This window comes from Mycobacterium sp. TH-M11, from assembly GCF_057473725.1.
Window position 1 is genome coordinate 1 of sequence record NZ_JBYCLD010000055.1, and the last position, 20,048, is coordinate 20,048.

The window sequence follows — 20,048 nt, forward strand, 5'->3', positions numbered from 1 at the left end:
GCAGCGCGAGTTTGCGCAAGATCTCCGCATCTTCGTCGGCGGCAGCCAGCGCCAGCGCCTTATCGACGTCGAAGCCGGCACGTAGGCCCATGTCGCGACACGGGGTGCGATAGCGGCGCGCAGTCGGCTCGCCACTCAAGCCACGGCGCACGGCGTCATTGAGCACTTCCTTGAACGACGTTCCGCGTTCGCGCGTCGCACGTCGTAATGCGGCGACGACGTCGGCGTCCAGAGTCACCGTGGTACGCATGACGTCATCATAGCAGCAAGGTGGTTGCTGTCATGATGCTCACCGTCGCCATGCCTTGTCGAGGGACCGTTGGTCATCCCCGCCGCGTCACGGCGGTCCCACGGGTTACCGAGTGGACGGGCAGCTCGTCGCCAGGCTCGGGCCAGGGTTGGCGCGCCAGCATGTCGTCGACCGAGACATAGCCTTCCTCGATCACACCGGTTTTGGCGTCGACGATGCGGTACCACTGCTTTTTGGTCTGGATCGGCTGACCTTCCAGGATGATCACCCGCAGGTCGCCCTCCTCGAGGTGGCAGCGTCGCTGCACCGCCTCGACCAACTGCTCGTTGTGCAGGTGGCCTTCGCCGAAATTCCAGCCGATCAGCGGCCCCGCGACGGTTTCGCCCTCACGTATCGCGTAACCGGCCTCGTCGTCAAGCGCGCGCGGCAGCAGACCGTTGAGCGCGCGACCGTGCACGTGCATGCATCGAAACGCGCGCGCCTTGTCGCTGATGATCTCGGCGGTATTCGGGTCATACAGCCGCGCAATCTGTTTAGCGGTCAGCGCAGAACTCTTGACCACGTTTTCGTCGATCTTGTCTTCCACACCGTCGCGGAAACACCACACGCTCGACGCCCAGTTGCCGGCGTAGTAGCGCAGCGCGGGCAAGAACGAAATCTGTTGCGGGAACATGTTTCCCACGACCGGAATGACCACGAGAGCGACCAGCAACATGGCCAGCAGCAGCGGTGAGTTCAGGTCGTAGATCACGATCCCGCTGTAGTGCCCGAACAGGTAGAACAGCGAGAAGATGAAAAAGATGTTCCACTCCAACGGAACACCCATCGGCAGGTTGGAAATGATGTTGAGGTGAAAGATCACCATGAAGCCGATCAACGCCCATCGCCACGGGTGATCGCCTGCGGCGAAGACTAAGACTGCCGGAACGATGAGCTCTGCCGTGGTGCCGCCGACGTGGGCCATCACCTTGGGAATCCAGGTGGGCCGGATGTCATTGACCGGATCGCGGTAGAGCTTGCGCTTGAGCCAGTTGAAGGGCTTGCCGCCTAGTAGCGCGTTGTTGCTCGTCATCGCCGCCACCACGTAGGGAAAATGGTGGTTGAGCTTGGACGTTGCTGCGCCCCACCACAGTCCGAGCATGACGATCTTGAACGCGGCGATCTGGTCGGTGAACGGGAAGAAAAAGATCAGCAGTTTGAGCCAGTAGTGTTCACCGCGGGCGGCCAGGAAGATCGTCTTGTCGCGCAGACCCAACAGCGCCAGCGCGACGATCGCCGGTAGAACCAGCAGCGGGTCGATCAACCCGACATCGCCGCTTCCTGTGACCGACCCGCCGTGGCCGGGTGCCAGCAACGCCCACACACCAGACGCCAGCACCACGACGTACAGCGCCACGTCGAGGATGGTGCGGCTGTCTCCGCGGGTGAACGGCACCTCGTCGGGCCACGGCGGCAGTCGAATCGTCTTGGGCCGCAGCCAATACAGGAATCCGCCGATCGGTGGCATGAATCGCGCGGTGAGCGGGCCCGAACCGCAGCCCAGGCCCAGCACCTCGAACAGCAGCGTGAAGACGATCAGCTTCTGGTAGACGATCGGCTGCGTCCACCAGGTCGCGATGTCGGCCAGACGTCCCAGGCCCGGAGTCAGCGAGATGACCGCGGCGGCGCCTGCGGCGTAGGCGGCCATCTTGATTACGTACAGCAGATAGATCGCCGACGGGGTGCCGAAGCCGTGCTCAACCCAGTGGCGCGTCACCACCTGCATCCGGTCGGCCACCGTGCGGTTCTGCCAGGTCACTGGGTCGACGTCCGGAAGATCCGGGGTGATGAATCCCATCACGGCCTCATTTCGGGTCTGCCACCGTTGGCCAAAGTAATGTAGCGGGAACGCCGAGGCCGTCGCGAAGAATTCTGTGAGTCTCCGCTCAACCGCTCACCTAATCGGTTAGTTGGCCGGGTTAGAAGGGAAAACTAATGACGAACCTGAGTCCCACTGGACGACTGCTCGTATCGAGTGCCGGCGCCGCTCTGATGGCGCTGCTGGCAAGCCCGCTCGCGCACGCCGATGCGGCCGATACCGCGTACAGCGATCTGACAACCGTCTACGCCGACGCCGCCGCGTTCAGTAACTCGTTCGGCGGGTATGAGGACCTGGTTTTCGACGCTGATCTAGTGCAGAACTTCCTGGCGGCCAGCGGAATCGGCCTGGGCGAACCAGCCTTATCCGGCACAACCGCGTCGCAGGATCTCACCACCATAGTGGCCGAGGGCACGACAATCACCACTGATCTGGATTCGCTCAAAGATTTCCAGCCCGCGAGCGTGGTTGCGGCTACCGATGCCAAGGAACTTCCGGTGATCAGCGAAACCTCCGCGTTTCAGGAACAGATCAACAACGCCATCGCTGATCTCCCGGCGATCACCGCTCAGGACGAGACGAATCCACTGCTGCTAGCTGAACTGAGTGCGTTGCATGACCACGAATTAGCCCTGGGCACTTTTGTCACGAACCTAGGCGAGGAGTTAGCGAACGGCAGTCCGGCAGGTATCACGGCAGACAACACCGGCTTCTTAGCGGAAGGTCTGGGGATCGTGAACGACATGAATGGCGCCGCAGACACGCTGACACTGCTGGCCGACCTCTCCGGTATCGGCCTTTAAGCGTCTTCCATCAGATCCGGGGTGACGGCCGACTCGGTGTCGGCAATGCCGTCGACCTTCGCCTTACGGTCGGCCATCGACAAAAGGCGCCGAATACGGCCCGCCACAGCATCTTTCGTCATCGGCGGGTCGGCCAAGCGACCCAACTCCTCCAGCGAGGCCTGTCGATGCGCGACGCGCAGCTTGCCCGCCGTGGCCAAATGGTCGGGCACGCCGTCGCCGAGAATCTCCAACGCCCGTTCCACGCGCGCGGCAGCGGCGACCGCGGCACGTGCCGATCGCCGCAGGTTGGCGTCGTCGAAGTTGGCCAGCCGGTTCGCGGTCGCTCTGACCTCGCGGCGCATCCGCCGCTCTTCCCATACCAGCCGAGTGTCCTGGGCGCCCATCCGGGTCAGCAGCGCCCCGATCGCTTCACCGTCGCGCACGACCACGCGGTCAGCACCCCGCACCTCCCGCGCCTTGGCGCTGATACCGAGTCGGCGCGCAGCGCCCACCAATGCCAGGGCGGCCTCGGGACCGGGGCAGCTGACTTCCAACGCCGACGAGCGTCCCGGCTCGGTCAGCGAGCCGTGGGCCAGGAAAGCGCCGCGCCATGCAGCCTCGGCGTCACCGACGCTGCCGCCGACCACCTGAGCCGGCAAACCTCGCACCGGCCGGCCGCGCAGATCGAGCAAACCAGTCTGCCGGGCCAGCGCCTCGCCGTCGTTCGCGACCCGCAACACGTATCGGGTGGTCTTACGGATTCCACTGGCGGACAACACATGCACAATGGCGTTGTAGCCGTACAGGTCGAAGATGTCCTTACGTAGCCGCCGCGCGATGCTACCCAAATCGACCTCAGCCTCGACGACCACCCGGCCGGCCACGATGTGCAGTCCACCGGCGAAGCGCAGCAGCGAGGTCACCTCGGCCCGCCGCGCGCTCACCGCGGTCACCACCAGGCGACTCAATTCGTCTTTGACTTCGGCCGTCATCGCCACGCGTCGTCACCCCTCGGTCCGTTGTGACCCTGCACCGGCTGACCGGTGTCGTGCACGCCGACTCCCTCGAGCGCCGCGGCCAATTTGCCCGGGTCATGTAAAGGTGTACCAGGCTTGGACACATCAGCGAATTGAACGTGGGCATTGAGTAGCGTCGCGGTGCGGCGCAGCTGGTCACGCTCCCGCTCGCTCGGTACCCGCCCGCCGTCGATGATCACGTCGTGCACGGTGAAGCCTGGGGCGTGCTGCGCCAGCACGTGAAGGTGACGTTCCACCGAGAACCCTGCCGTCTCCCCCGGTTCGGCGACCAGATTGAGCACCAGCGCGCGACGCGCGGAGGTCGCCTGCAGCGCCGCGGCAAGCCCGGGCACCAGCACGTGCGGAAGCACGCTGGTGAACCATGAACCCGGACCCAACACCACCAGATCGGCGGACATGATCGCGTCGACGGCCTGCCGGGTGGCCGGCGGGTCGCCGGGCAGCAGCCGCACCCGGCGGACCTTTCCCGGTGTGGTGGCGATCGCCACTTGCCCGCGGATGACCCGGAACATCCGCGGATCGGTCTCCAAGCCGGACACGTCGGCTTCGATCTGCAGCGCGATCGGACACATTGGCAACACCCGGCCCCGCACACCCAGGATGCGGCCGACTTCGTCGAGGGCGGCGACCGGGTCGGCCAGCACCTCGCTGAGACCGGCCAGCAGCAGATTGCCGATCGGGTGACCCGACAGTGCACCGCTACCACCGAAGCGGTGCTGCATGATGGTCGCCCACAGTCGGCCTTGCGGACTGTCAGAAGCCAACGCCGCCAACGCCATTCGCAGATCGCCCGGTGGCACCACGTCGAGTTCGCTGCGCAACCGGCCTGACGAGCCACCATCGTCGGCGACGGTGACGACGGCGGTCACGTGCGGTGTCAGCCGCCGCGCGGCCGACAGCGTCGCATACAAGCCGTGCCCTCCGCCCATGGCGACAATCCGCCGACTCATTCGCGGCCCAGATCCCGGTGCAGCACCCGCACCGTGAGCTGCGTGTCGGATTCGAGCAGCCGCGCCAGCGCCTCGGCGATCGCGACGCTGCGGTGTTTGCCGCCGGTGCAGCCGATCGCCACGGTCATATAACGCTTCCCCTCCCTGCGGTAGCCGTCGACAATCAGGGACAGCAATCGATGGTATGTCTGCAAGAACTCGGCCGCGTCGGTCTGGCCAAGCACGTAGTCGCGAACCTCGGGATGCCGGCCGGTGAGCGGGCGCAGTTCGTCGACCCAATGGGGGTTGGGCAGGAATCGGACATCCATCACGGTGTCGGCGTCCATCGGAAGGCCGTATTTGAAGCCGAAAGACTCCACCGTGACGCTGGTTTGGGCGACGGCCTCACCGCCGAAGGCCCGTTCGATGCTTTCCCGCAACTCGCGGACCGCCAACGTCGAGGTGTCGATGATCAGGTCGGCGGTCGCGCGAACCGGCGCGAGCATTTCGCGCTCGGCGGCGATGCCCTCGGCCAACGTCTGGGCACCCTGCAGCGGGTGGCTGCGGCGGTTCTGCTCGTAGCGACGCACCAGCATGTCATCGGAGGCCTCCATGAACACGACGCGCGGGCTGATGTTGCGGGTGGCCAGGTCGTTGCGGACCCAGTCCAGGTCGCCGGTGAAGCCACGCGAACGCACGTCCATCACGATCGCCAGCTGCGTGATCCGCGAGCCGGCATCCAGACCGAGGTCGACCATCCGGGTGATCAACTGGGGCGGCAAGTTGTCCGCGACATACCAGCCGAGGTCTTCGAGCACCTTGGCCGCGGTGCCACGACCGGCACCCGACAGACCGGTGACCAGAACCACGTCAATCCCGGAATCGCTTATGGCGGCGTGATTGTCGGCGCTTTCGAGTTTTGGCCCGTCCATCCCCTCGCCTGTCATCCCGACGCCCGTTCCGCGATTCGCTCCTGCGCTGCGGGGTCCGACCCGGCGCCGGGGCTACCGCCCAGCGCATCCAGCACCGCCGTGGCCGTCGCAACGCCGATACCCGGCACGGAGGTAATCTCTTCGACCGTAGCCTCCCGAAGCCGCGCCAGGGAGCCGAAATGAGCAACGAGCGCTTTGCGACGATGCTCGCCGAGGCCGGGCACCGAGTCCAGCGCCGACGCCGTCATCCGCTTCGAACGCTTGCTGCGGTGATAATTGATCGCGAATCGATGGGCCTCGTCGCGTACCCGCTGCAGCAGATACAGCCCCTCGCTGTTGCGCGGCAGGATGATCGGATCCGGTTCCGCGGGCACCCACACCTCTTCGAGCCGTTTGGCCAAGCCGATCACCGCGACGTCGTCGACGCCCAGCTCTTCGAGAACCGCGCTGGCCGCGTTGACCTGTGGAGCGCCGCCGTCGACCACGTAGAGGTTGGGCGGATACGCAAAACGACGCGATTTGCCCTCGGGCGAAAGAGTATTCGAGTCTTGGACGTGCCGCAGGAACCGGCGACGAGTCACCTCGGCGATTGACGCGACGTCGTCGGAACGGCCGTGTCCGGCCGCCTCCCGGATCCCGAAGTGGCGGTAGTCGGATTTGCGCGGCAGTCCGTCTTCGAACACCACCAACGACCCGACAACGTCGGTGCCCTGGACGTGGCTGATGTCGACGCACTCGATACGCAGGGGCGCAGCGGCCAACCCCAGGGCCTCCTGAATATTCTGCAGCGCAGCGGATCTCGCCGTGAAATCGCCGGCGCGCTTCAGCTTGTGTTGTTGCAAAGCCTCTTTGGCGTTGCGCTCGACCGTTTCAGCCAGTGCACGCTTGTCGCCGCGACGGGGAACACGCAACGCCACTCGCGAGCCCCGTAGTCCGCTCAGCCAGGTCGCAAGTTCTTCGGCGTTGGCCGGCAGGCATGGCACCAGAACCTCGCGGGGCACTGAGTTGGCAGCTTCATCCGCCGCGCCGCCGAGTTCGGCCTGGTCACCGTAGAACTGCGTCAAGAATTGCTCGACTAGCTGCTCTTCACTGGATTCACATGGGTCGCCTGGCTTTTCGACAATCCAGCCGCGTTGTCCGCGGACCCGTCCGCCGCGGACGTGGAACACCTGAACGGCGGCTTCCAAGTCGTCGTCGGCGAACGCCACGACGTCGGCGTCGGTACCGTCGCCCAGCACCACCGCCTGCTTTTCCATGGCGCGCTGGACCGCGCCCAGGTCGTCGCGCAGACGCGCCGCCCGTTCGAAGTCCAGGCTCGCCGCGGCTGCGTGCATCTGCTGTTCCAGGCCTCGGGCGAACCTGTCGGTTTTGCCGGACAGAAAATCGCAGAAGTCCAGGACGATCTGTCGATGCTGTTCGGCGCTGACCCGGCCGACGCACGGCGCCGAACATTTGTCGATGTAGCCGAGCAGGCAGGGCCGGTCGATTTGGTTGTGCCGCTTGAATACTCCCGCAGAGCAGGTGCGCGCCGGGAATACCCGGGTGAGCAGATCCAGGGTCTCGCGGATCGCCCAGGCGTGCGAGTACGGTCCGAAATAGCGGACACCTTTGCGGCGCGGCCCACGGTAGACCATCAACCGGGGAAATTCCTCGTTGAGCGTGACCGCTAACACCGGATAGGACTTGTCGTCGCGGTAACGCACGTTGAATCGCGGATCGAACTCCTTGATCCAGTTGTATTCCAGCTGCAGCGCCTCGACCTCGGTGGTGACCACCGTCCACTCCACTTTGGCAGCGGTGGTCACCATCTGCCGGGTACGCGGATGCAGACCGGCGATGTCGGCGAAGTACGAGTTCAGCCGGCTGCGCAGGCTCTTGGCCTTGCCGACGTAGATCACCCGTCCGTGCTGATCGCTGAACCGGTACACGCCCGGCTCGACCGGGATGGACCCCGGAGCGGGGCGGTAGGTCGCGGGATCGGCCACGGTGTCCAAGGCTAGTCGCTGCTAGAAGGGCGGCGGTGCGGTGTCGGGTTCGGCCGGCGCCCTCGCCGCGAGGCGCAGCTCGCGATTGCGTCGCCGCTCGGCGCAGACCCGCTGCTCATGGTTCTGCCTGCGGGTGCGCGTCCGGGTCGGCATTCGCATCGCCCGGTCGCTGCAGCGATCACCGCGCCGCGTCGATGCCGACGGCACGTTGGCGGTTGGTGCGCACAGAGCCGGGAACAACAGGGCGCTGCCCGGCGTGGTCACGTGGGTATGACCGTCGGGAAGCAACCAGATGACGGTACCGTCAGGCAACTGCTTATCGCGCCAGCCTCCAAAAGTCTTCAACAGATGATGTTTTCGACACAGCGCTTTGAGGTTGGAGGCATGCGTCCAGCCGCCGCTACCGTAGGCGACGGTGTGGTCCACATCGCAATCGGTGGCTGGGCGATCACAGCCCGGCGCGCGGCACGTCAGATCGCGCGCCCGAACGAAGGCAGCGAGCTTGGCCGACGGGGCGTAGCGCGGCTCGGGCGCATCCGATGGCACGACCAGCGGTTGCAGCTGCGCGTCCTTCGCAAGTTCGGCGACCAACTCCGCCGAGATCAATCCTTCCGAACCGAATACGGCACCGGGCGTCCGCCCACTGCCGTCGATGCTGGACTGTTCTGCGACTACGTAAATCACCACGCTGCCCTTGCCAGTGCGCGCCGCGGCGCCGCAGTCCGGCGACCCACACCCGCACACCAGACGATCCGCGCCACCGGCCAACGCGCCCAACGCATCCGCGCGTCGCTGTTCGCGGTTGCGGGGGTCGCCGTTGCACACCGTGCCGGCGATCTCGTCGAGCCTGCGGTCGAGGGCGCGCCCCGCGGTCGCGAGCACCGTACCCGTCACGAACGCCATGCCGGTTTCCCCGGCGACGACGTCGACGAAGCGATCCCGCAATCCGTCCTTGGCGCGACGCACCGCATCCGCATCGACACGGGCCACCACCTTGTCGACCTCGGCAGCCAGCCGGCCACGGGTCAGGGTCGGAGTCCGCAATAGTCGAGCCGCCAGCAACGCATCCACCCGCGCGAGCACCTCAGGATCGGTGATCAAGTCGGTTCTGAACACGATCGTCTGAAATGCGCGATAGTCAATGCCACCGGCTTGAAATACCCCGCCCACCTCCGGGAATCGGTCGCGCAGAGCCACTGCGTAGCGCAAGTAACTGGAACCCATCGCGATGCTGCAGTTCAGCGCCGCCGCCACCTGGGCCGCGACCGCCTCCCAGGTGTCCATCGGCCAATCAGCCTGCTCGCCCGAATCGCGCAGCCGCAATGCGAACAGCTCACCTACCGCCACGAGTCGCCGGGCCGCCGCCCGGGCCTCTGATCGACCCGCCTCGCCGATCCGGTCGAGGAGCGCGGCGGACTCCGGTGTGGGCCGCGACGCATACCACAATTCGAACATGTGTTCGATTATGCCACGGCCGTGTGACAAGTCAGCGTGACGTCAGGTCGGGCCGATATTGCTCGACCAGTCTCCGGACGGTGTCCATTGCGGCCACGGCACGGTCCTTGTCGACCGACTGGATCGCCATCAGTGGGACGTACTCGTCGTCGGCCAGGTCGATTCGGGCCCAGCGCGCCCCGGGCGGAAACGACACCCCCTCCACCTCAACCCACGGCACCAGACGCTCGCCAAGCACATTGCGCACCGACAGCCCGGCAGGACCCACCCTCAGTCGCGGCCGGGCGAACAACAGCACCAGGCCGGCAAGGACAACGCCGAGCAGCACCATCGCAATTTGGTCCGAGGTCTGAAAGATCACGCCGGTGGATCCGAACTTGAGCAGCAGGGCGATCACCACATGCGCGATGACGAGGACCGCGGCGGCGGTGTAGGCGACATAGGGGGTCAGGCGGGGTCGCAGTTGTGCATCCCAAGTGTCCCGATCGGTCCTGGCACTCAAGACTTTTCGCGCAATCCGCGCAGGGTCAGCGCGGTGCTCAACGCCGCAGCCGTTGCCTGTCCGCCGTTGTCTTCGGCGGAATCCGGCAACCCCGCCCGATCAAGCGCCTGTGCCTCGGTGTTGGTGGTCAGCACACCATTGGCCACCGGCGTCGACTCGTCCAGCGAAACCCGGGTCAGCCCTTGGGTTACCGCGTCACAGACATAGTCAAAGTGCGGCGTCTGGCCGCGAATCACCACACCAAGAGCGACGACGGCGTCGTGATTACGGGCGACGGCCTGCGCGACCACCGGGATTTCGATTGCGCCGCGTACCCGCACGACCGTCGGGTTCTTGACGCCCCACTCCTGCGCGATCAACTGGGCGCGGTCGAGCAACTGATTGCAAATCTTGCCGTGCCAGGTGCTGACCACGATCGCCAGGCTGAGTGCAGAAGCGTCCTGCGATGCGATGTCGGGCACCCCAACGCCGCTCATCTGCGCCACTCCTTAGTCACAGGGCACCGCCGAATTCGCCAGGCAGATGGATGGATTCGTGATAATCGTCCAGTCCGACCAGGTCGTGGCCCATTCGGTCGCGCTTGGTCATCAAGTAGCGGATGTTCTCGGCGTTGGCACGCACCGGCAGCGCCACCCGCTCGATGATGTGCAGGCCGTAGCCGTCCAATCCAACCCGCTTCGCGGGGTTGTTGGTCAGCAGCCGCATGGAGCGGACACCAAGGTCGACCAGGATCTGCGCGCCGGTGCCGTAATCTCTTGCATCGGCGGGCAAGCCAAGTTTCAGGTTCGCATCGACGGTGTCGTCACCGGCGTCCTGCAATTGATAGGCCTGCAGCTTGTGCATCAAACCGATGCCGCGGCCCTCATGGCCGCGCATGTAGAGCACCACGCCACGGCCTTCGCGCGCGACCATCGCCATCGCGGCATCCAGCTGCGGCCCGCAATCACACCGGCGTGACCCGAACACGTCGCCGGTCAGGCATTCGGAGTGCACGCGAACCAGCACATCGTCGCCGTCGAAGTTCGGTCCGGCGATCTCGCCGCGCACCAAAGCGACATGCTCGACGTCCTCGTAGATGCTGCTGTACCCGACAGCGCGGAATTCGCCGTGCCGGGTGGGAATTCGCGCCTCGGCAATGCGCTCGATGTGTTTCTCGTGCTTGCGGCGGTATTCGATCAGGTCAGCGATCGCGATCAAGGCCAGACCATGCTCGTCGGCGAAGACCCGCAGCTCGTCGGTCTGCGCCATGGCGCCTTCATCTTTCTGGCTGACCACCTCGCAAATCGCGCCGGCCGGCGACAGCCCCGCCAGCCGGGCCAGGTCGACCGCGGCTTCAGTGTGGCCCGGACGGCGCAGCACGCCACCATCTTTGGCGCGCAACGGAACTACGTGACCGGGCCGGGTGAAATCCTCTGCGACACTGTCAGGTTCGGCGAGCAGTCGCATCGTGGTGGCACGGTCGGACGCCGAAATACCAGTTCCCACACCAACTTTCGCATCGACCGTGATGGTGTAAGCGGTACCGTGCTTGTCCTGGTTGAGGGCGTACATCGGCAATAGGCCGAGTCGGTCGCAGACGTCACCAGCGAGAGGCACGCAAAGATACCCCGATGTGTAGCGGACCATGAACGCGACCAACTCCGGCGTGGCCTTCTCAGCCGCGAAGATGAGGTCACCCTCGTTTTCCCGATCTTCGTCATCTACGACGACAACGGCCTTGCCGGCCGCGATATCGGCGATCGCGCGCTCGACCGAGTCCAACCTCGTCATCGCAGCCACCTCGTCAGAGAAACACACACCTGACGTCCTCAGGTGTCGTGTCCAGTATGAACCACCACGCCGCGCTCGCTATTGCCACCGCTTCGACCGACCGCCTAGATACCCTCAACGCCCGCTTCGCCGACTGGTCGAGCGGGGGCTGCCCATTACTGCCTTTTCTCAAAGCTCCAGCGCTAACGTAGGTAGATGTCGACGTTTGCGTCGAAACGGTTCACGCCCGCCTTGGCCGTTGGCCTGGCGTTGTTGGGCGCCGGGCTCGGCGGCCCCGCGGTACTGGACTGGTCCGCGGGAGACGCCTCGGCGTCTGCGCTCGTCGGCGTGCCGGCGTTCGAGGGGCCACCGCCGCCGCCACCAGACCCCGTCCCGATCATCGACAAACACAAACAAGTCAACCGGGGACCCAACAACAGCGAGGAACCCCAGCCGCGTCCTCGCCCTGATGGGGGCGACCCGGCGACGGATAGGTGATTCGGACCGCGGGCGACGCCTACTTCTATGGAATTGCCCATCTCACGGCTGATGAAGGCTATGAAGTCGGGTCGTTGGCGGCCAGGTGGCGCAGGACTCGTTCGTTGAGGGCGGCAAGCATGTCGAGCTCAGCCGGGTCGACGAAGTTTCGCCGGACGTCCGCCACGTGCCGAGGCGCCGCTCGACGGCAAGGTAGCGGTGAAGTCCTATTTTGCCGCTAGAAGCCGCTCGACATATTTGGCGATGACATCAACTTCCAGGTTCACCTGAGTTCCAGCTTCGGCCGAACCCAATGTGGTCAGATCGCGTGTGGTCGGGATCAGCGAGACCTCGAGCCAGTCGTCGCCAATCGCAGACACCGTCAGCGAGATGCCGTCGACCGTGATCGATCCCTTTTCGACCACATAGCGGGCCAATTCGGCCGGCAGCCCGATCCGAACCACCTCCCAGTGCTCGGCCGGCGAACGGCTCAGGATTTCCCCGGTGCCGTCGACGTGGCCTTGCACGATGTGGCCGCCGAGTCGGCTGTTCAAGGCCGCGGCACGCTCGAGATTGACCGGGCTGCCCGCTACCAGCCGGCCCAAGCTCGACCGGCTCAACGTCTCGCCCATCACGTCCGCGGTGAATTGACCGTCGGGCAGCAGTTCGACGACCGTCAGGCATACACCGTTGACCGCGATCGAATCCCCATGTCCGGCATCGGCCGTGACTATCGGCCCCGCGATGGTGAACCGAGCGGAATCCCCCAGGTCGTTTTTGGCGACGACCGTACCCACTTCTTCGACGATTCCGGTGAACACCGCCTCAGGCTAGTGAGTGTTGTCGCGCCGCGCGACGTCCGGTCGCCTTGCGCGTCACAGTCTTGTCGGCGCGACCCGCTACGCTGCAAGTCATGCAGACGCGTAAGCCGTTTGGCCCAATTTTCGCCTCCCTCGCTATCGCCGCCGCGCTGATCGGCGGCTGTTCGTCGTCCAAGCAATCCAGCAGCCCGCTGCCGGATGCCGCGACCCTGATCAAGGAGTCCGCCCAGAGCACCAAGAACGTCAAGAGCGTGCACCTGGCCCTGACGGTCAACGGCAAGATCAAAGGCCTTCCGGTGAAATCCCTGACCGGCGACCTGACCACCACGCCACAGACCGCGGCTCAGGGCAACGCGAGCATTATCTTCGGCGGCTCCGACATCGACGCGCCGTTCGTGGTGATCGACGGCACTCTGTACGGCGCCCTCACCCCCGGCCAGTGGGACAGCTTCGGCAAGGCGTCGGATCTCTACGACCCGTCCACCATCCTCAAGCCCGACGTCGGCCTGGCCAACGTGCTGGCCAATCTCAGCAACCCCAAGTCCCAGTCGCGGGAGAATGTCGGCGGACAGTCGACCATCAAGATCACCGGAACGGTCTCGGCGGATGCGGTGAACGGCATCATGCCCCGGCTGAAGGCAACCCAGCCGTTTCCATCGACCGTGTGGATCGAGGAAAACGGTGACCACCAGTTGGTGCAGACAACTCTCGAGCAGAGCCCAGGCAATTCGCTTCAGCTGACGTTGTCGAACTGGAACGCCCCGGTGCAGGTCACCAAGCCGCCGGTGGCCCCGGCGCCGTGACGGCACCCCAGCCCCACCACGCGGGACGCTTCGTCGCGATCAGCGCCGGCAGCCTCGCGGTTTTGCTCGGCGCCCTCGACACCTACGTCGTGGTCACGATCATGCGCGACATCATCGGGACGATCGGGATCCCGGTGAATCGCCTGCAGCGGATTACCCCGATCATCACCTGGTATCTGCTGGGCTATATCGCCGCGATGCCGTTGCTGGGCCGGGCATCCGACCGGTTCGGGCGCAAGCTGCTGCTCCAGGTCAGCCTGGCCGTTTTCCTGATCGGATCGGTGGTCACGGCCCTGTCCACCAATCTCGATGTGCTGGTCGTCGGCCGGACCATCCAGGGGGTGGCCAGTGGTGCGCTACTGCCGGTGACCCTCGCGCTCGGCGCCGACCTGTGGGCGCAGCGGAACCGGGCCGGCGTGCTCGGCGGGATCGGTGCCGCGCAGGAATTGGGCAGTGTGCTGGGTCCGCTCTACGGCATCTTCATCGTCTGGTTGACCAGTCGCTGGCAGGACGTGTTCTGGATCAATGTGCCACTGGCGCTTGCCGCGATGGTGATGATTCAGTTCAGCCTGCCGTCGCGGGACCGCAGCACCGCGCCGGAAAAGATCGACGTGGTCGGCGGACTGCTTCTCGCGATCACCCTTGGGCTGGCGGTCATCGGTCTGTACAACGCCAATCCCGACGGCAAGCACGCGCTGCCCAGCTACGGGCCGCCGCTGATCGTCGCAGCAGTTGTGTTCGCGGTGATTTTCTTTGTGTGGGAACGGTTCTCCCGGACCAAGCTGATCGAACCCGCGGGAGTGCATTTCCGGCCGTTCCTGTCGGCGCTCGGTTCTTCGCTGTGCGCCGGTGCCGCGTTGATGGTGACGCTGGTCGACGTGGAACTGTTCGCCCAAGGCGTGCTCGGCAAGGATCAAAACGAAGCGGCGATGATGCTGCTGTGGTTCCTGGCGGCGCTACCGATCGGTGCACTGGTGGGTGGCGCGATCGCGACCAAGATCGGCGACCGCGCTGTCGCCTTCGCCGGACTACTGATCGCCGCGGGCGGGTATTGGCTGATCTCCAAGTGGTCGATCAACCTGCTGAGTGTGCACCACAACGTCTTCGGGCTGTCGCTGCCAGCCATGGATACCGACCTGGCCGTCGCCGGTATCGGTCTGGGCCTGGTGATCGCACCGCTGACCTCCGCCAGTTTGCGGGTGGTGCCCTCGGCGCAGCACGGCATTGCCTCGGCTGCAGTGGTGGTGGCCCGCATGACGGGAATGCTCATCGGGGTTGCCTCCCTAAGCGCGTGGGGGTTCTACCAGCTGCCACATCTGGTCGCCAAGCACGCCGCGGAACTGCCCGCCCATGCCAGCCTCGCCGAGCGGATCCTGCACCAGGCCAGCATGTACCGCGAGGCTTTCGCGGACATGTACGGCGAGATCTTCAAGGTCACTGTGGTCGTCTGTATCGTCGGCGCGCTGCTGGGCTTGCTGATTGGGAGCCGAAGTGCGCACGCCGACGAACCGGCGGCGTTGGAGGCCGAGCCCGTCAGCCCGGCGGTCTGATCCGCGCGCCTACCGTGGCACCAGGCTCAGCAACAGGTCCGGACCTACCCGTTCGACGCCGTCGTAGCGCCAGCGCAGGGCCCGCGCGATACTCGCGACACCGACATCGTCGACCGCGGCGATCGGTCCGCCGAGCAGTATCGGCGCAACGTAGGCCAGGATGCGGTTGATCGCCCCGGCCCGCAGGAAGGCCCCCGCGAGCGTCGGGCCACCTTCGAGTATCACGTCGGTGCGGTCGGACAACGCCTTGAGCACCTCGGCGGGGTCGTGGGTCTGAATCATCATGGTCCGCGAATCGTCGTTGAGAACCTTTGCCTCAGAGGGTATGTCACGCATACCGACCACGACGCGCAGCGGCTGACGCTCGGCGAGGCCGCCGTCTGTCAGGCGGGCGGTCAAGGTCGGATTGTCGGCGAGCACGGTGCCGGTGCCCACCACGATCGCGTCCGCGGTTGCGCGCCGCCGGTGCACGTCGGCGCGGGCCGCATCGCTGGTGATCCATTGACTCGAGCCGTCCGCCGCGGCGCTGCGGCCATCGATGCTGGTGGCATACTTCCACGTCACGTGTGGTAGCCCGGTGCGCTGCTTGTGCAACCATTCGCGCAGGGGCCCAGCGGTGACCAGATCGGCGTGCACATCACCGACGACGTTCACACCGCCGGCCGCCAACCGTCCCGCGCCCCCCGCAGCTTCGGGATTCGGGTCGCGGACCGCGAACACCACCGACGCGATGCCCGCCTCGATCAGCGCATCGACGCAAGGCGGTGTTTTGCCGTGGTGGTTACACGGTTCCAGTGTGACGACCGCTGTTCCGCCGGACGCCAGCCGTCCCGCCCGGCGCAGCGCCATCACCTCGGCGTGCGCGCTACCGGTTCGCTGGGTGCCACCGACGCCGACGACTCGGCCGTCGCGGTCCAGGATGACCGCCCCGACCGGTGGATTCGGGTAGGTCTTGCCCTTGACCAGTTCGGCTTGCTCGACGGCCAACCGCATGGCGGCATCGTGCCCGACGGCCGCCGGGGCGCTCATCGGTGCAGATGCGGCGACACGGCACCGGCCTGTCGCCGCAACGCCTCGACCGCAGCGGCCGGGTCCTCCGCGCCGTAGACGGCCGATCCGGCCACAAAGCAGTCGACGCCCGCCTCAGCGGCCTGTTCGATCGTGTCGGCGTTGATGCCACCGTCGATTTCGATCAGGATCGTCAGCTCGCCGGAGTCGACGAGCTTACGCACCTCACGCACCTTGCTCAGCACGTCGGGGATGAATTTCTGGCCGCCGAAACCGGGTTCGACGGACATCACCAGAAACGTGTCGAAGTCCTTCAGGATGTCCAGGTAAGGGTCTAGCGGGGTGCCGGGTTTGATGCTCAGCCCCGCCTTGGCGCCGGCGGCGCGGATATCGCGGGCCACGCTGACCGGGTTGTCGGTTGCCTCGGCGTGGAAGGTGACGTTGTAGGCGCCGGCTTCGGCGTACGGCGGCGCCCAGCGGTCGGGATCCTCGATCATCAGGTGACAGTCCATCGGAATGTCGGTGGCCGCCAACAGGCTTTCCACCACCGGCAGCCCGACCGTGAGGTTGGGCACGAAGTGCGCATCCATGACGTCGACGTGCAACCAGTCGGCACCGTGGACGTCGGCGGCCGCGTCGGCCAGCCGGGCGAAATCGGCAGCCAGGATCGAGGGAGCAATCAGCGGCCGATCGATCTTGGCTGACATGCATGTGAGCTTACTGGGGCCAACGTCCAGGGCTGCGTCCATGTTCCGCTCGTCTCTCTTCGCCTCCTTGGCGGCTGGACCGGCTCGTCGTGAACGTCACCGACGTGGCGACCGGCCAGCTGGCACGCCTGCCCCGGAATTACCGCAGGCTCTACGGGCGTGACCCCGACGAGCAGCATGTCGCCGATGCGATCCGCTCCTCGATGGGGCATGGAATACCTTGAAAACTACCGACTTCCACTGTGAGCGTCGCCGCACAATTTCCGTAGAAAGCGAGTTAGCGATGAGTTCCAGCGCTGGTAACGCCGTTGCCCTTCGTCCCGCGCCAGCCGGCGCGTGGGGGGTACGGCGTTGATTCCTGCGACATACACCATCCTTCTACTCTGCGGTCCGGCGACGGCCATTGCCGCGGTCTGGGGAGCTGAGCGAATTGGCGTGCCATTTCCGGTTCTGCTGGTTGGCGTCGGGGTGTTCCTCAGTTGGTTTCCTTGGACCCCGTCACCGGAAATATCGCCCGAGATCGTCTTCTTTCTGTTCCTGCCGCCGCTGGTCTACTACGCAGCGTTATTCGTGGCACCAGATGATTTGCGCAAACATGCCCGTCTGGTTGGCCTCTTGGCGGTCGGATTGGTGCTCGCGACTGCGTTCGCTGTCGCCGGGTTGTTGACGTGCCTCACCGGCCTTTCATTGGTGACGGCCGTGGTGATTGGTGCGATAGTCGCCCCAACCGACACCGTTTCGGCCACATCCATCTTCCGGCGGCTGAACGCACCGGAGGAACTCTCGACAATCGTCGAAGGCGAGGGCCTCACCAACGACGGCATCGCGCTGGTGTTGTACGTGGGCGCTGTGGATACAGCGGTCGCCGGGGCCGTGCATCCTGGTTCCCTCGCGATCACGTTTCTGCTGGGCCCGGTGGGTGGAGCGCTGCTGGGCCTGGCCATCGCCTGGGTTTTGGTCAGGATCCGGACACGCATGGACCATCCCGCGCTCGAGATCACCATTTCGCTGGCCACCCCGTACTTCACCTACGCTGCCGCCGATGCCGCCGGCATGTCGGGGGTTTTGGCCACCGCCGTCGCCGGAGTCTATGTGGGAACGCACATGAGTAACATCTATTCGCCCGGCGCTCGACTGCAAGCTCTCGCGTTTCTCGACGTGCTGGTTTTCTTGCTGAACGCGGTGCTGTTCATCCTGGTGGGCATCCAGCTTCATCGCCAAGTGCACTGGGCATTGAACCAGACAACGCCGCACCTTGTGCTGGTACTAGCGGCTGTGGTCGCCGTGGTGGTCATAACCCGGCTGGTGTTCACGCTCGCCGGCCCCACCGTGGCGAAGTTGCGTGGCCGTGCCGTCAGCACGAATATCTGGCGAGAGCGCACCGTCGTGGGATGGGCGGGAATGCGCGGAGGCGTGTCCCTTGCTGCAGCGCTGGCCGTTCCGCTGCGCCGCGCTGACGGCTCACCGTTTCCTGATCGTGAACTCGTGGTCCTGATCACCGGAACGGTGATCCTTACCACCCTCGTCATGCAGGGTGTCAGCCTGCCTTGGTTGCTGAGACGGCTCGGGCTCAGACCCAAGAACTTTCGAAGTGAGCAGAATGAAGCGCGGCTGCGTGCGGCTCGCGCCGGTTTAGAGTGGCTGGACAGCCAGCTAGCCGATGGTGAGATCACCACCGGCGCAGCCCAATCCGTGCGCGAGCTGTATGAGGCCAGAGTGCGGCGTCTGCAGACCGTAGCCTCGAACCACGAGGGTCCGGTCGACGCCGAGAACAACGCCGACGAACAGCAGGACTATGTGTCGTTGCGGCTACTGGTTTTACGCGTCGAGCGCACAGAACTGCTCAATTTGCGACGCGAGGGCAACATCCATACGGCCGTTTTGCGCTCGATCGAGCGGGGCTTGGACCTCGAGGAATCCCGGTTGAGCATCCAATAACCGGTTCAGCCGCCTGACTTGACCAAGGCCGCGGCGAACATGGCGTCGGTGCCGTGACGGTGTGGCCACAGCTGAACATAAGGCCCCTCGCCCAGCTCCGTCACGGGCTCGAACAGCGGCCGCGCGTCCAACGCGGACACCGGATGCCGACGAAGCGCGTCGGCGACAACGCCGACCGTCTCGGCCAGATGCGGCGAACAGGTCGCATACAGGATCACACCCCCGGGCCGGGTCAGCGCGATCGCCGCGGCCAGCAGTTCCCGTTGCAGCTTGGTCAGCGCCGGTACGTCAGCGGGCTGACGTCGCCAGCGCGCATCAGGACGCCGCCGCAGCGCCCCCAGCCCGGTGCAGGGCGCGTCGACGAGTACGCGGTCGAAATCCGCTTCGAGCCCGGTGCTGCGCCCGTCGACGCGCAACACCTCGACCGGCAACCCCTTGGTATTCGCGACGACGAGGTCGGCGCGATGTGCGGCAGGTTCTACCGCGGTGACGCGGGCTCCCGATTCAGCGGCCAGCGCCGCCAGCAGCGCAGTCTTACCGCCGGGGCCGGCGCACAGGTCGAGCCAGCGGCCGGAGTCGTCGGAGACCGGCGCCAAAGTCAGTGCGCGCGCCACCAGTTGGCTGCCTTCGTCCTGGACCAGTGCCTGACCGTCGCGCACCGCAGGCACCCGCGCGGGGTCGCCGGCAGGCAGATAGACCGCGTATGGGGAGAAACGGCCCACGCTGCCGCCGACCGCTGCAGCGAGCTCCTCGGCCGTCAGGACACCGGGCCGGGCCGCCAAATGGACACCGGGCCGCGCGTCGTCGGCGGCCAGCGCCGCACCGAGCTCGCCGGCGGCGGCACCGAGCGCGTCGACGAAGGACTGCGCGATCCAACGCGGGTGGGCGTGCCGGAACGCGAGCGTCCCGATCGGGTCGACGGACGTGGCGGGCGCGAGTTCGTCGAGCCAGGCCTGCTCGTCGCGGGTGCTGATCTTTCGCAGCACTCCGTTGACGAAGCCCGCTCGCGCCGAATCGAATTCGACACCTGCCTGCTCGACGGTGGTCGAGACGGCGGCATGCACGTCGACGCGGGTGCGAAGCAATTGGTACGTCCCGAGCCTCAGCAGGTCGAGCAAGATCGGGTCGATCGCATCCGGCGACCGGTCGGCCGCGGCCCCGATGACAGCGTCCAGCAGACCCCGGATACGGCTGCTGCCATACGTCAACTCGGTGGCAAAGGCGGCATCACGACCGCTGATCCCCCTCTCGCGCAACAGAAC

General features: G+C 65.7%; 19 protein-coding genes and 2 pseudogenes. 6 read left to right on the top strand and 15 right to left on the bottom strand.

The window, feature by feature from the left end:
• Both AC2VOG_RS02090 and AC2VOG_RS02095 read right to left on the bottom strand, forming a co-directional pair.
• On the bottom strand, positions 1–250 hold a 250-nt coding region (locus tag AC2VOG_RS02090; RefSeq protein ID WP_486938258.1), incomplete at its 3' end, for a ribbon-helix-helix domain-containing protein.
• A gap of 73 nt (positions 251–323) precedes the next feature.
• Positions 324–2,087 carry a DUF3556 domain-containing protein gene (locus AC2VOG_RS02095; RefSeq protein ID WP_486938259.1) on the bottom strand — a complete coding sequence of 588 codons (1,764 nt, stop codon included), beginning with the start codon at positions 2,085–2,087 and terminating at the stop codon, positions 324–326.
• Positions 2,088–2,224: 137 nt separating this feature from the next.
• Between AC2VOG_RS02095 and AC2VOG_RS02100 the strand changes: the two genes are divergently transcribed.
• Positions 2,225–2,911 carry a hypothetical protein gene (locus AC2VOG_RS02100; protein ID WP_486938260.1) on the top strand — a complete coding sequence of 229 codons (687 nt, stop codon included), beginning with the start codon at positions 2,225–2,227 and terminating at the stop codon, positions 2,909–2,911.
• Here AC2VOG_RS02100 and whiA read toward each other — a convergent pair.
• From whiA to AC2VOG_RS02140, 8 genes are read right to left on the bottom strand one after another with little or no spacing between them, the layout of a single operon-like run.
• On the bottom strand, positions 2,908–3,885 hold the full coding sequence (gene whiA, locus AC2VOG_RS02105) for a DNA-binding protein WhiA (protein WP_486938275.1): 978 nt from the start codon (positions 3,883–3,885) through the stop codon (positions 2,908–2,910). The genes AC2VOG_RS02100 and whiA overlap by 4 nt on opposite strands.
• Entirely contained in the window at positions 3,882–4,880 is a 999-nt protein-coding gene (gene yvcK / locus AC2VOG_RS02110) for a uridine diphosphate-N-acetylglucosamine-binding protein YvcK (RefSeq protein ID WP_486938261.1), read from the bottom strand. The genes whiA and yvcK overlap by 4 nt, the downstream gene beginning before the upstream one ends.
• Positions 4,877–5,791, bottom strand: a complete 915-nt coding sequence (rapZ, locus tag AC2VOG_RS02115) for an RNase adapter RapZ (RefSeq protein WP_486938276.1) — start codon at positions 5,789–5,791, stop codon at positions 4,877–4,879. The genes yvcK and rapZ overlap by 4 nt, the downstream gene beginning before the upstream one ends.
• Positions 5,792–5,802: 11 nt before the next feature.
• Positions 5,803–7,776: an excinuclease ABC subunit UvrC gene (uvrC, locus tag AC2VOG_RS02120; RefSeq protein WP_486938262.1), complete on the bottom strand. Its 1,974-nt coding sequence runs from the start codon at positions 7,774–7,776 to the stop codon at positions 5,803–5,805.
• A gap of 21 nt (positions 7,777–7,797) precedes the next feature.
• The gene (locus tag AC2VOG_RS02125; RefSeq protein ID WP_486938263.1) at positions 7,798–9,231 is read right to left on the bottom strand and encodes an HNH endonuclease signature motif containing protein; all 1,434 of its coding nucleotides are present in this window, start codon (positions 9,229–9,231) and stop codon (positions 7,798–7,800) included.
• Positions 9,232–9,262: 31 nt separating this feature from the next.
• Positions 9,263–9,733, bottom strand: a complete 471-nt coding sequence (locus AC2VOG_RS02130; protein WP_486938264.1) for a PH domain-containing protein — start codon at positions 9,731–9,733, stop codon at positions 9,263–9,265.
• Positions 9,730–10,209, bottom strand: coding sequence for a 6,7-dimethyl-8-ribityllumazine synthase (gene ribH, locus AC2VOG_RS02135; RefSeq protein ID WP_486938265.1), 480 nt, complete (start codon positions 10,207–10,209; stop codon positions 9,730–9,732). Before ribH ends, AC2VOG_RS02130 begins: the two co-directional genes overlap by 4 nt.
• Before the next feature lie 16 nt (positions 10,210–10,225).
• Positions 10,226–11,503 carry a bifunctional 3,4-dihydroxy-2-butanone-4-phosphate synthase/GTP cyclohydrolase II gene (locus AC2VOG_RS02140; RefSeq protein WP_486938266.1) on the bottom strand — a complete coding sequence of 426 codons (1,278 nt, stop codon included), beginning with the start codon at positions 11,501–11,503 and terminating at the stop codon, positions 10,226–10,228.
• Positions 11,504–11,698: 195 nt separating this feature from the next.
• Between AC2VOG_RS02140 and AC2VOG_RS02145 the strand changes: the two genes are divergently transcribed.
• Entirely contained in the window at positions 11,699–11,980 is a 282-nt protein-coding gene (locus AC2VOG_RS02145) for a hypothetical protein (protein WP_486938267.1), read from the top strand.
• Positions 11,981–12,038: 58 nt separating this feature from the next.
• Here the strand turns inward: AC2VOG_RS02145 and AC2VOG_RS02150 are convergent.
• Both AC2VOG_RS02150 and AC2VOG_RS02155 read right to left on the bottom strand, forming a co-directional pair.
• Positions 12,039–12,164 (bottom strand): annotated as a pseudogene (locus AC2VOG_RS02150) (MarR family winged helix-turn-helix transcriptional regulator); the annotation flags it as partial.
• A 22-nt stretch (positions 12,165–12,186) separates the two neighbouring features.
• On the bottom strand, positions 12,187–12,780 hold the full coding sequence (locus tag AC2VOG_RS02155) for a riboflavin synthase (RefSeq protein WP_486938268.1): 594 nt from the start codon (positions 12,778–12,780) through the stop codon (positions 12,187–12,189).
• Positions 12,781–12,872: 92 nt separating this feature from the next.
• Between AC2VOG_RS02155 and AC2VOG_RS02160 the strand changes: the two genes are divergently transcribed.
• Both AC2VOG_RS02160 and AC2VOG_RS02165 read left to right on the top strand, forming a co-directional pair.
• Positions 12,873–13,583 (top strand): LppX_LprAFG lipoprotein, encoded by a 711-nt coding sequence (locus tag AC2VOG_RS02160; RefSeq protein WP_486938269.1) that lies wholly within the window; start codon positions 12,873–12,875, stop codon positions 13,581–13,583.
• A complete protein-coding gene (locus AC2VOG_RS02165; protein ID WP_486938270.1) occupies positions 13,580–15,133 on the top strand; it encodes an MFS transporter in 1,554 nt (517 codons plus the stop codon). The genes AC2VOG_RS02160 and AC2VOG_RS02165 overlap by 4 nt, the downstream gene beginning before the upstream one ends.
• 9 nt (positions 15,134–15,142) lie before the next feature.
• On the opposite strand, the gene ribD is transcribed toward AC2VOG_RS02165, so the two are convergent.
• The gene (gene ribD, locus AC2VOG_RS02170) at positions 15,143–16,162 is read right to left on the bottom strand and encodes a bifunctional diaminohydroxyphosphoribosylaminopyrimidine deaminase/5-amino-6-(5-phosphoribosylamino)uracil reductase RibD (RefSeq protein WP_486938271.1); all 1,020 of its coding nucleotides are present in this window, start codon (positions 16,160–16,162) and stop codon (positions 15,143–15,145) included.
• A complete protein-coding gene (rpe, locus tag AC2VOG_RS02175) occupies positions 16,159–16,848 on the bottom strand; it encodes a ribulose-phosphate 3-epimerase (protein WP_486938272.1) in 690 nt (229 codons plus the stop codon). The genes ribD and rpe overlap by 4 nt, the downstream gene beginning before the upstream one ends.
• Before the next feature lie 62 nt (positions 16,849–16,910).
• On the opposite strand from rpe, the pseudogene AC2VOG_RS02180 reads away from it, so the two are divergent.
• Positions 16,911–17,054, top strand: a pseudogene (locus AC2VOG_RS02180) (patatin-like phospholipase family protein); the annotation flags it as partial.
• Between the two features lie 130 nt (positions 17,055–17,184).
• A complete protein-coding gene (locus AC2VOG_RS02185; RefSeq protein ID WP_486938273.1) occupies positions 17,185–18,786 on the top strand; it encodes a Na+/H+ antiporter in 1,602 nt (533 codons plus the stop codon).
• 5 nt (positions 18,787–18,791) lie between these two features.
• Here the strand turns inward: AC2VOG_RS02185 and AC2VOG_RS02190 are convergent.
• Positions 18,792–20,048, bottom strand: a 1,257-nt coding sequence (locus tag AC2VOG_RS02190) for an RsmB/NOP family class I SAM-dependent RNA methyltransferase (RefSeq protein ID WP_486938274.1), incomplete at its 5' end; no start/stop codon positions are given.